Here is an 11,089-nt window from a genome sequence, read left to right on the forward strand (position 1 = left end):
ATGTCACAGCTTTTCCCGCGAAAATTTCTAGCCTCTGTTGCCGCATTTTTTCTGGCTTTGTCCGTGTGGGCGATCGCACCAGTAGCCCACGCTTTCAATAATCCAGATTTATTGCCGTCAACTCAGACGCCGATCATTGATTTAGCTAAAGCCCTTACGGATATTGAAGAAGAAAGTTTGGCAAAAAATTTAAACGCCTTTGAAACCGAAACCGGCTGGAAATTGCGAGTGCTGACTCAGTACGATCGCACGCCCGGTTTGGCTGTCAAAAGTTATTGGGGGCTAGATGACAAGAGTGTGTTGCTAGTTGCTGACCCCCGAGGGGGCAATTTGCTCAATTTTAATGTGGGCGACTCGCTGTATCCACTGCTGCCGCGCACTTTTTGGGTGGAACTGCAAACCCGCTACGGTAATCAATTTTTTGTGCGGGACAATGGCGAAGATCGAGCGATTATTGAATCTTTGGAGTCTATAGAAGGCTGTTTGCGTCAGGGCGGATGCCGCGTGGTTCCCGGTTTGCCGAGGGAACAGTGGGTTCTGACGTTAATTACGTCGGTGGTTGGCGGCGTCATCTGCGGGTTTGCGGCTCAGCCTCGGAAGCCGGGACAGGTTGTGGCTTGGCAGTGGGCGCTGATTTTTTCGCCGCTGTGGGGCATTCTGTTTTTCGCTTTCGGGCTTGGGCCGGTGGTGACTCGGACTTCTGACTGGTTGCCTGTGGTTCGGAATGTGGCGGGTTTTGCGATCGGAGCTTTGGTGGCATTCCTGACTCCGGTGTTGGGCAAATCTTCTTCGTCGTCGGAAACTTAGTTGTCAGTTGGCAGTTGCCAGTTGGCAGTTGCCAGTCATCAGTTATCAGTCAACAGTCAACAGTCATCAGTCATCAGTTATCAGTCAACAGTCAACAGTCAACAGTCAACAAATGACTAAAAGCTGGTAAGCTGATACCTGACAACTCACAGGCGACAGCTATCCAACAAATGGAATGGCACGTAAGCGATGCCCAGAGTCTGGGATTAATCGATAACGAAATTGGCGACCACGGTTTTTCAGCGGCGGAGTACGAAATAGTCCGCCGCGTGATTTATGCGACTGCTGATTTTGAGTACAAGTCTTTAATTAGTTTTTCCGATCAGGCTTTGCAGGCTGGGGCGGCAGCTTTGGCTGCTCGGACTACGATCGTGGTAGATGTGCCGATGGTGCAGGTGGGCATTACGCCCCTAATTCAAAATACCTTTGCGAATCCGGTTTACTGTTCGATGGAGGCTTTGACGCGCCCCCAAAAGGAAAGGACGCGGGCGGCTTGGGGGATTGAAACTTTGGCAAAACGCTATCCTGAGGGGATTTTTGTGGTGGGCCAGGCTCAAACTGCTTTGTCGGCGATCGTAGATTTGATTGAATCTGAGGAAATTCGGCCGGCTTTGGTGATTGGGACGCCTTCTGGGTTTGTAGGGGTGGACGTGGCTAAGTCGCGGCTGCACGATTCGATGATTCCTCACATTCGGATTGAGGGCCGCAAGGGCTCTGCGGTGGTAGCTGTGGCTATTGTTAACGGGCTGGTGGATTTGGCTTGGCAAGCTTACGGCCAAGAGGGGAACAGTTGATCGATAAGTTAATTGTCATGAGTCATGGGATTTTAGATTTTAGATCCCGCTTTCGGCACCCTCTACTTTCACAATAGGTTTTTTCCGAATTTTGTGAACAAATTAAGTTACTTTTTATAACGCGGGATTCTGTGTACCATCATAGATCGTCCTGGACGCATGAGAGTCCAGAAACCGGGTTTGATGGGCGAAAATACACAGGTTGCAGCCACAGATTCGGTAAAAAACCTGCTGATTGAGCGAAGTCTAAACCCGGTTTTTTTGTGGGAGTTCGTAAGTCTTGATAGAGTAGAATTCTCTAGCAAATTAAGGAAATGAGTCGATTGCAAATTCGCGAAGATGACCTCAGAGGTAGAAAGATCGCTGACTTTCTGTGCGAACATCTCGAAAATATGAATGAGATTACACCACCTGGAAGCATTCATGCTCTTGATTTAGAAGCATTGCGATCGCCCGATATTACTTTCTGGACGGCTTGGGAGGGTGATGAATTACTCGGATGCGGAGCACTGAAAGAACTAGATTCAAGAAGTGGTGAAGTCAAATCAATGCGTACCGCCAAGACTCACCGCCGTAAAGGTATCGCCTCGAAGATTCTTGAACACATCATCAAAGAAGTCGAACGGCGTGCTTACGATTGCCTGAATTTGGAAACAGGGGCTTTGCCTGAGTTCGCCCCCGCACGAGCCTTGTATATACGGTATGGGTTCAAGTACCGAGGCCCCTTCGCTGAATACATTGATGACCCGAATAGCGTGTTTATGACGAAAAAGCTCTAGGAGCGACTTCTCTAAATTGGTATATTTCTTGAAAATCTCGCAATGACGCTTAACTATTATTAGACATCTCCAGAAATTAAGTTTTTGCCCGGGTTTAACTTGCCATCGCTCTTACAAGTGGCGCTTATTTATTAATAATCAGCGGGCGATCGCCTTTTTACATCTCTGCTTGGATTAGTGCGATCGCGGTCTTTTTTTCTGCCTTTTTTAATTTGCTGGCTCATTTCTACAAACAAATCCCTACGCAGATAAGGATAGTCGCTCACCCACACGTCACGGCTGGGAATATAAATATCTGAAACTTTGGCAATTCTGCCTAAATCTTCTTGATTTGACATAATTAACATTAAAGCAGCTTGGCCGGGGGCAATTCCTTGGTGATCTTTCCGCAATGGAGCTCGAAGTGTAGTAGTAAATCCGGTTTTGTCGCCAACTTCCAAGTTGATGCGTGGTTCTAGGTTGTCAACTATTACGAGTTGTCCTTTTTGATTGACTGTTTCTTCTTGACTGGTGATTTCATCTGTAATATATATATCCAAAACTCGTCCTTGCCAAAAACCGCAGTATTTATATTTGCGGCATTCTGCATTCCGCAAACTCGCCCACAAAATTGGCCCCCACAGCCAGTACAAACCAGCTATCAATCCGGTGATTAAAACTAGCGGCCCGACATCGGAACCGGCGAAGTTGTAAACTACCAGGAGGAAAACTACGCTGACTGCAGAGATTAACATTCGCCTCAAAAAATCGGGCGGTTTTCCCCAGATATATTTGTATTGCGCTCCCGTGGCGACGGCGGGAATTAGTTCTTGAAATGTTTCACGGGTTAAGGGAATTAGCATAGGAAGTTCGGCAACGAGCAATGTACGGGATGCAACGGCTGTCTGTTCGGAAGCGGATTAGATTAAGGGATTTAACAGATTTAACGGATTGATGTTGAAGTCAAAAATCAGAAGTTAGAAGTCAAAAGTTAGAAGTTAGATTAATTCCACATTACTAATGACTAATGACTAATGATTAATGACTACAAGATTTTTTCCAGGCCGTAAACGAGCGATTGCAATTCAAGGACTTTGCGTATAGACAGCAAGACTCCTGGCATATAACAAGCGCGATCGCTCGTATCGTGTCGTAAAGTATAGACTTGACCGGCGCCGCCAAAAATTACCTCTTGGTGGGCAATTAAACCGGGTAAACGGATGCTGTGAATGCGAATCCCTTCATCCGCCACTGAACCTCGCGCTCCGGCTAATTTTTCGGTTTCCTCAACTTCTGGCTGATTGAAAGTTTTTCCCATTTCTGCTAGCATTTGGGCAGTTTGAATTGCCGTACCGCTGGGGGCGTCGGCTTTTTGATTGTGGTGCAGCTCGATAATCTCTACGTGTTCAAAATACTGAGATGCCGTGACGGCGGCTTGTTGGAGCAAAACCATGCCGATCGAGAAATTGGGTACGATCAAACACCCAGTGCTAGCTTTATCAGCGAATTCAGCTAAGTTTTCAATTTGCTTGCTGCTCAATCCGGTAGTGCCGACTACTGGGCGAACTCCGTAAGCTATGGCCGATCGCACGTTTTCATAAACAGACGAAGGGTGCGTAAAATCTACCATCACCCCTAACTGCTTTTCCTGAGCTGCTAATACCAGCATTCCTTGCAAGTCGTCTGTGATGGGAACTTCTAACGGGCCGCATCCGGCTAATTCGCCGGCATCGGCGTTGAGGCACTCAGGAGAGCGGTCTACAGCCCCAAATAAGGTCATGTCACTAGCATGGGCGATCGCCTTAATTACTTCGCGGCCCATTTTGCCTGCAGCACCGTTAACAATCACCGGAATCGGAAGTTGATTCGCCATCATCTCAAAAATATCCTGAAAGTTTGATCGACTAAATTTTAACGCTTGTACGAATTTGGGGAAACAAGGAATGAAAGACAGGAGTTGTCGGCAAATCTTCAAAAACCCGGTTCCCATTCGAGAAATACTTTGCCAAATCGAGTAATTAGCTTAAAGAAACTCGGTTGTGGCACAAGTTCTGAAAAAATTACATTCAATCTCATATTAAGCTCAATTCTGTAAGAACAGACTTGTGCAAAGCTAATTTGCACCGACATATTTTTTCTGTGACTGCCAAATTCTCTCGAAATCTTCGATATGTCATGTCTGTCGCAACTGGTCTCAACCTGAGTTATCAAAACCGACGCGTCAGGATTTTGCCTGCAATGCTTGCGGGCGCGACTGTAACTCTGCTGAGTATGGGAGTTCGGCAGTTGGGAGGCCTGCAAAGCTTGGAATTGGGGAGTTTTGACTCGTTAGTGCGCTTGCAGCCAGATTCCGGCCCCGATCCGCGACTGCTGGTAGTGGGAATTTCTGAGGCCGATATTCAAGCTTTGGGGAGATTTCCGATTTCCGACGGCGCGATCGCTCAAACCTTGGCAAAACTGCAAAAGTATCAGCCAAAAGTCATCGGTTTGGATTTGTACCGGGATTTGCCTCAAGCGCCGGGACACGAAGAATTGCTGGCCGCGCTGAAAGCACCGAATGTGGTGGCGATCTATAAATTGAACGATTCAGAAAGTCCGGGAGTGCCTGCGCCCCCGGGGATACCGCCCGCTCGGCTCGGTTTTAACGACTTCGTGCTCGATCCTGATGGCGTTGTGCGCCGCAATTTGCTTTCCGTCTCCCAAGCACAGAAGAATACTGCTTTCTCTTTTTCTGTGCAAGTGGCTTTGTTGTATCTCAAAGACAGAGTGCAGCCGGAAAATAGCCCTGTTCATCCCCACCAAATCAACTGGGGAAAGGCAGAATTTCTGCCTTTGACTGCTAACAGCGGGGGCTATGCAAATCTCGACGCCAAGGGCTACCAAATTCTCCTCAAATACCGGTCTGGGAAGGAGGTGGCGCGACAAGTCAGTATCCGGCAGGTATTGAAGGGAGAAATTGACCCAAGCTGGGTTAAGGACAAGATTGTGTTGATCGGGACGACGGCACCGAGTAGCAGAGACGTGTTTCTGACGCCCTACAGCCCGGTTAAAAAGCAAAGTCCGAAAATGCCGGGGGTGCTGCTGCACGCGCAAATGCTCAGCCAAATATTGAGCGCGGTTTTGGATGGGCGATCGCTCTTTTGGGTGTGGCCGGAATGGGCGGAAATTTTGTGGAACGGTGCTTGGGCGATGGTTGGCGGGGTTTTGGCTTGGCGGATTCACCATCCTGCGAGGGCGGGATTGGCTGGGGGTGCGGGATTGATCGGACTGTTGGGGATTAGTTATGGGATTTTTACTGGGGGTGGGTGGGTACCGTTAGTGTCGCCGACTTTGGGCTTGGTGGTGACTGGTGTGGGTGTCAGCGCTTACAGGAAGCTTTACGATGCTTTTCACGATTCTCTGACGGGTTTGCCCAACCGGGATTTGTTCGTGGATTGCCTGGGGCGGGCGATCGCCAATACTAGGGGCCGCCGCAGCTATCTGTTTGCGGTGCTGTTTCTGGATTTAGACAGGTTTAAGGTGATTAATGATTCTTTGGGTCATTTGGTGGGGGATGAACTGCTGATGGCGGTGGTGCTGCGGTTGAGGGCGATTATTGGCCCCGGGGATACTGTGGCGCGGGTGGGGGGCGACGATTTTGCGATTTTGGTGAGGAATATTGATGTTGACAGTGCTGTGGATTTGGCCGCTCGAATTCACCAAGCTTTAATTGTGCCTTTTGAGTTGAAGGGGCAGGAGGTGTTTGTGACTGCGAGCATCGGAATTGCGCTGGGGGGCGAACCCGGTGCTACTGTCAGGGAACAGCCCGAACACTTGCTACGGGATGCCCACACGGCGATGTACCGGGCGAAGGCTTTGGGAACGGGAAGGTATCAGGTGTTTAATGCTTCGATGCACGCTTTGGCGGTGGAGAGGTTGCAGTTGGAAACTGATTTGCGGATGGCCCTCAAGCGTCAGGAGTTTTTGCTGCACTACCAGCCGTTTGTATCTTTGGCAAGCGGGAGGATTATTGGGTTTGAGGCTTTGGTGCGTTGGCAACACCCGCTGCGGGGTTTGATTCCGCCCATGAAGTTTATTCCGGTGGCTGAGGAAACGGGGGCAATTGTGCCGCTGGGTGAGTGGGTGTTGGAGGAGGCTTGCCGGCAGTTGGGGCTTTGGGAGGGAATGTTTGATTTCGATCAACCTTTGATTATGAGTGTAAATTTGTCGGGAAAGCAGTTTGCCCAGCCGGATTTGGTCGATCGTATTCAGGTGATTTTGGAAACAACTGGTTTGAGTCCGGAGAGTTTGAAGTTGGAGATTACTGAGAGTGTGGTGATGGATGATGTGGAGTCGGCGATCGCGGTTTTGAAGCAGATGAAAGGGTTAAATGTCAAGTTGGGAATTGATGATTTTGGCACTGGTTATTCGTCGTTGAGTTATTTGAGTCGGTTTCCTACGGATACTTTGAAGGTTGATAAGTCGTTTGTGGGGCGAATGGAGCTCGAAAGCGAGGGGGAGAATGTGGCGATCGTGCGGACGATTGTGGCGCTGGCTCACGCTTTGGGCATGGATGTGATTGCTGAGGGTGTGGAGACGGCGGCACAATTAGCTAAGTTGAGGTCGATCGGCTGCGAATACGGTCAGGGTTATTTTTTTGCTAAGCCGTTACCGAGCGAGGCTGCGACTGCTTTGATGGCTTCCGATCCGCAGTGGTAGTTGTGGGTTATTAGTTATTAGTTATTGTACGTTAGAGCTAAAATTGAAAGTTGAGCGGGTTCCCAAAGCAGCTCTTTAATCTGTTGGATGCTAAAAGTAGTGTTATCTAAACAAACATAAAGCTGAAAGAACTTGTCAGCCATCTCGTTATCGATCCTCGAAAATTAACAGAGTATGCTCTTAATTTCGATAACGCTGTCGGTAGCAATAAAGCTGTAATATTTCAGCGTCGTTTAGGATTTTATCAATAAAACTATGAATTGCTGTTAGCACAGATTTCAGCTAAAACTCTTGATGCTGAAGCAGTTTTAGGACTAAATGACAAACACGGACAGCGCTATACTGTAGACTTGGAAATTGTGCACAGGGACAGCAGGGGATTGTCCGTACAGGTTGGATCGTAGAACCGGGTAGTAATGGGGCGAGACTGGTAACACTATTCGTTCGGAGGTAAGCACGATCGTGCCAGAATTATTTGATGTAGTCGAATTGTTAGTAACATTGCCTGAATCTAATTTACACCTAGGTGTTAGAGGGGCTATTGTAGATTGTTATGATGATGGAAATTACGAAGTAGAATTTAGCGATCGCTCTGGCGAAAGGATAGCTTTGTGTACTCTGTCTACCGAGCAGTTTTTAGTTGTTTGGAAGTCGAAAGAAAGGCGTTGGTTGTCTGTATCTGAGCTATTAGCTGCGATGGTTGGACGTTTGTCAGACGAACGTCAGATACAAGTTTTAGAGTTTGCGCGTTCTTTGTGTGGGAGATAGTCTGTTTTTGGCGGCGTTTTGAGACGAATCACACAAACTCTGCACTTGGACTTCCAGGCTGCCGATCGACTGTTGTCCACCTATATGTCACAATAAACAAGCAATTATTATATTTTGAGTTATCCTGTGAGTCCTACTGCCGAAGTCAGCAATACCCTAAATGCGGGCGTTCTACCAACCGTTACCGCTACCCAAGCCCGCCGCGCTGTTTTTCCCTTCACTGCGATTGTTGGCCAGGAGGAGATGAAACTGGCGCTGCTGTTGAATGTCATCGATCCCAAAATTGGCGGGGTGATGATTATGGGCGATCGAGGTACTGGTAAATCTACCACAATCCGCGCCCTCACTGACTTGCTGCCGGAAATTGAGGTGGTGGCTGACGATCCTTTTAACAGTCATCCCAGCGATCCAGATTTGATGAGCGATGAGGTGCGCGATCGTACTTTATCTCAAACAGACATTAAAATCGCCCGCAAAAAAGTTCAAATGGTAGACTTGCCTCTGGGCGCTACCGAAGACCGAGTTTGCGGTACGATCGACATCGAGAAAGCTTTGTCGGAAGGAGTTAAAGCTTTTGAACCCGGCCTTTTAGCTAAAGCTAACCGCGGCATTCTTTACGTTGATGAAGTCAATTTGCTCGACGATCATTTAGTCGATGTTTTGCTCGACTCGGCGGCCAGCGGTTGGAATACTGTTGAAAGAGAAGGCATTTCGATCCGTCACCCCGCTAAGTTTATTCTAATCGGTTCCGGGAATCCAGAAGAAGGAGAATTGCGGCCGCAGTTGCTCGACAGATTCGGGATGCACGCAGAAATTCGGACTGTGAAAGACCCGAATTTAAGAGTGGAAATTGTCGAACAGCGATCGAGTTTTGACCAAAATCCAGCGGAGTTTCTCGCGAAATACCAGCAAGAACAAGATGATATGCAGCAGAAGTTGGTAGAAGCTCAGGAAAGGTTGAAGTCGGTAACTATCGATCGAGAGTTGCGGGTAAAAATCTCCCAAGTTTGCGCGGAATTGGACGTAGACGGGCTGCGGGGCGATTTGGTGACGAATCGGGCTGCGAAAGCTTTCACGGCTTTGGAATGCCGCACAGAGGTCACAGTGAACGATATTCGCCGGGTGATGACTCTGTGTTTGCGGCACCGGTTGCGGAAAGACCCGCTAGAATCAATAGATTCGGGGTATAAAGTGACTAAAGTGTTCGATCGGGTATTCGGTCTAGAATCAACTGAGGAGTAATTGGTAATTGGTAATTGGTAATGGGTAATTGGTGGTGATGAAGCATTCCCCAAATTTTCCTACCTTGTTCCCATTCCCAATTACTAATTCTGGCAATGGAAAAACGAATTTTAGGATTAGATCCGGGCTTAGCAAATCTTGGCTACGGGGCAATTTCCTGTCAAATTGTCCCCGGCAAACAAGATAAAAACAGCGTTTCCATGATTGATTGCGGCGTCATACAAACAACGCCAAAACAGGAAATGGGACAGCGGTTGAAAACAATTTACGACGATTTGCACGAGGTAATTGAACAGATTAAACCCGATCTAGCAATTGCCGAAAAACTGTTCTTTTACAAGATGGGAAATACGATACTTGTAGCGCAAGCGCGGGGCGTTTTGACGCTAGTATTGGCGCAGTGTGGAGTGCCGCTGTTCGAGTTTACGCCGGCTCAAATTAAGCAAGCTTTGACGGGTCGCGGTAATGCGGATAAATCTGAAGTGCAAGATGCCGTGGCGCGGGAGTTGGAGTTGGGTTACATTCCGAAACCCGACGATGCGGCGGATGCTTTGGCGGTGGCTTTGACTGGTTGGTACGATGATGATATTTGTCCGAAGAAAATACCGTTGGAAACAGGAAAAACTTGAGGCAATATCAAATCATTGGCAAATTAAGAACAAATCCGGGCAAGACATCTTCTCCCGATAAACTCACAGGAAATTGTACAATCTCTACTTCGCGAGAAGGGCGATAAATTTCTACTTGTTCGTCTTGAGGATTAATTAGCCAACCCAAGCGCAAGCCGCTGTTTAGATACTCCTGCATTTTCTCCTGAAGCGGCCGCAGGGCGTCTGTGCGCGAGCGCAATTCTATGACAAAATCAGGACAGATTGGCGGAAATTTCTCTTGTTCTTCTGCTGTTAAAGCAGACCATCTTTCTAAGCTAACCCAAGCGGCATCAGGCGATCGATCGCCATTATTAGGCAAGCGAAAAATTGTGGAAGAACTAAACACTCTCCCTAACTGCGTTTGACGGTTCCACAAGCCCAACTCTGTAATTAAATAGGCTTCTCGATTGCCGCTGACTCCGCCTACGGGTGACATAATAATGATTTCTCCTTTAGGTGTCCGTTCAAATTGCCAATCTCGATTCATCTGGCACAAACGGTAAAACTGTTCGTCTGTTAGTTCGACAGTATCTAAGTTTAAAGTAACGGTTGTCATTTTATTACCTCTCTTCTCTTCTCCTCTCTTCACTCCGCGCCGGCGGACTTCGTTTGACTCTCGACAGCGATTTCAATCGCGGTTTATCTAAAATCGCTAATCTATTTTAGCGCCATTTTTTGCCGATCGCGATTAGGACGATCGCACTCAACACACTCAACACAAATCCCACACCCATACTCAACCCAAAAACCACCTTCGCATCTATCGGATTTTGGGGGGGTTTAATTTGGCCTGCATAAACGCTGGCTGCTACTCCGCTAGTGGCAATTCCCACACCAGCCGCTGCAATTGTAACATTTAAAGCGCGATCGCTCTTAGCCCTCTCAATCTCACTAATCCCTTTAATCGTCTGAATTGCATTTTCTAGCAATCTCAAACCTCCACTTAAACTCCTATTATCAGCTTCCACTTGACCTACATACTTCTCGGTAGCAAAAATGCTGAAGTTTTCCATAAATTTAAAATCTGTTCTATCGCTTCCCATTTTATCGCCTATTGTCCCCAGGCGTTTTTCGTAATTTTTTAGATTAGTTTTGATGGTATTTTCTTGCTCTTCCCATCTGCGGATATAATTATCATAAGCCGAGAAAATAGTCAAGGAATTAACTAAACTTTGCTGCAATTCTTTCAGGTCAACTTTACGGGTATTCACCTGTTCCGGGAGTTGGGTGACAATTTGTTGAATCGTCCGCGAAGCATCCTTGAGGTCAGCTTTAAGTTGGCGGCTTTGAGTGTAATACCAATTTTACATGAAGTTGCATAGAATAAAGATAATGTTGAGAGGTGATGAGTTATGGCACGTCAACTGATGGT

11 protein-coding genes and 1 pseudogene are annotated in these 11,089 nt (G+C 47.6%); 8 read left to right on the forward strand and 4 right to left on the reverse strand.

Translation table 11 applies throughout. From position 1 onward, the window contains the following. From QUA71_RS02095 to QUA71_RS02105, 3 genes are all read left to right on the forward strand, one after another. Positions 1–807 (forward strand): TPM domain-containing protein, encoded by an 807-nt coding sequence (locus tag QUA71_RS02095; protein ID WP_190660591.1) that lies wholly within the window; start codon positions 1–3, stop codon positions 805–807. A 170-nt stretch (positions 808–977) separates the two neighbouring features. Then, positions 978–1,601, forward strand: coding sequence for a precorrin-8X methylmutase (locus QUA71_RS02100; protein ID WP_190660590.1), 624 nt, complete (start codon positions 978–980; stop codon positions 1,599–1,601). Positions 1,602–1,915: 314 nt separating this feature from the next. Further along, entirely contained in the window at positions 1,916–2,380 is a 465-nt protein-coding gene (locus tag QUA71_RS02105) for a GNAT family N-acetyltransferase (RefSeq protein WP_333281606.1), read from the forward strand. A gap of 131 nt (positions 2,381–2,511) precedes the next feature. Here QUA71_RS02105 and QUA71_RS02110 read toward each other — a convergent pair whose 3' ends face one another. Beyond that, positions 2,512–3,222: a phosphate ABC transporter permease gene (locus QUA71_RS02110; protein WP_333281609.1), complete on the reverse strand. Its 711-nt coding sequence runs from the start codon at positions 3,220–3,222 to the stop codon at positions 2,512–2,514. Between the two features lie 182 nt (positions 3,223–3,404). Next, positions 3,405–4,232, reverse strand: coding sequence for a 4-hydroxy-tetrahydrodipicolinate reductase (gene dapB, locus QUA71_RS02115; RefSeq protein ID WP_333281647.1), 828 nt, complete (start codon positions 4,230–4,232; stop codon positions 3,405–3,407). A 302-nt stretch (positions 4,233–4,534) separates the two neighbouring features. Between dapB and QUA71_RS02120 the strand changes: the two genes are divergently transcribed. From QUA71_RS02120 to ruvC, 5 genes and pseudogenes are all read left to right on the forward strand, one after another. After that, the gene (locus QUA71_RS02120) at positions 4,535–7,057 is read left to right on the forward strand and encodes an EAL domain-containing protein (protein WP_333281612.1); all 2,523 of its coding nucleotides are present in this window, start codon (positions 4,535–4,537) and stop codon (positions 7,055–7,057) included. Positions 7,058–7,179: 122 nt separating this feature from the next. After that, positions 7,180–7,511, forward strand: a pseudogene (locus QUA71_RS02125) (DUF6883 domain-containing protein). A gap of 8 nt (positions 7,512–7,519) precedes the next feature. Then, complete coding sequence (locus QUA71_RS02130; RefSeq protein ID WP_333281615.1) at positions 7,520–7,825, forward strand: DUF4926 domain-containing protein; 306 nt, start codon at positions 7,520–7,522, stop codon at positions 7,823–7,825. A gap of 126 nt (positions 7,826–7,951) precedes the next feature. Then, positions 7,952–9,067 carry a magnesium chelatase ATPase subunit I gene (gene bchI, locus QUA71_RS02135; RefSeq protein WP_333281618.1) on the forward strand — a complete coding sequence of 372 codons (1,116 nt, stop codon included), beginning with the start codon at positions 7,952–7,954 and terminating at the stop codon, positions 9,065–9,067. 95 nt (positions 9,068–9,162) lie between these two features. After that, positions 9,163–9,696, forward strand: a complete 534-nt coding sequence (gene ruvC, locus QUA71_RS02140) for a crossover junction endodeoxyribonuclease RuvC (RefSeq protein WP_333281622.1) — start codon at positions 9,163–9,165, stop codon at positions 9,694–9,696. Between the two features lie 7 nt (positions 9,697–9,703). On the opposite strand, the gene QUA71_RS02145 is transcribed toward ruvC, so the two are convergent. Then, on the reverse strand, positions 9,704–10,273 hold the full coding sequence (locus tag QUA71_RS02145; RefSeq protein WP_333281624.1) for a Uma2 family endonuclease: 570 nt from the start codon (positions 10,271–10,273) through the stop codon (positions 9,704–9,706). Between the two features lie 106 nt (positions 10,274–10,379). Next, a complete protein-coding gene (locus QUA71_RS02150) occupies positions 10,380–10,928 on the reverse strand; it encodes a hypothetical protein (protein WP_333281628.1) in 549 nt (182 codons plus the stop codon). Between the last annotated feature and the right edge of the window lie 161 nt (positions 10,929–11,089).

Origin of the sequence: Microcoleus sp. MON1_C5, assembly GCF_036701875.1 — a bacterium.
In the GTDB taxonomy this organism is placed as follows: Bacteria; Cyanobacteriota; Cyanobacteriia; order Cyanobacteriales; family Microcoleaceae; genus Microcoleus.

Excerpts from the sequence above, each read along its gene's own strand:
- QUA71_RS02095 (WP_190660591.1), top strand. The coding sequence starts at position 1 with ATGTCACAGCTTTTCCCGCGAAAATTTCTAGCCTCTGTTGCCGCATTT.
- QUA71_RS02100 (WP_190660590.1), top strand. The coding sequence starts at position 978 with ATGGAATGGCACGTAAGCGATGCCCAGAGTCTGGGATTAATCGATAAC.
- QUA71_RS02105 (WP_333281606.1), top strand. The coding sequence starts at position 1,916 with ATGAGTCGATTGCAAATTCGCGAAGATGACCTCAGAGGTAGAAAGATC.
- QUA71_RS02110 (WP_333281609.1), bottom strand. The coding sequence starts at position 3,222 with ATGCTAATTCCCTTAACCCGTGAAACATTTCAAGAACTAATTCCCGCC.
- dapB (WP_333281647.1), bottom strand. The coding sequence starts at position 4,232 with ATGGCGAATCAACTTCCGATTCCGGTGATTGTTAACGGTGCTGCAGGC.
- QUA71_RS02120 (WP_333281612.1), top strand. The coding sequence starts at position 4,535 with ATGTCTGTCGCAACTGGTCTCAACCTGAGTTATCAAAACCGACGCGTC.
- ruvC (WP_333281622.1), top strand. The coding sequence starts at position 9,163 with ATGGAAAAACGAATTTTAGGATTAGATCCGGGCTTAGCAAATCTTGGC.
- QUA71_RS02145 (WP_333281624.1), bottom strand. The coding sequence starts at position 10,273 with ATGACAACCGTTACTTTAAACTTAGATACTGTCGAACTAACAGACGAA.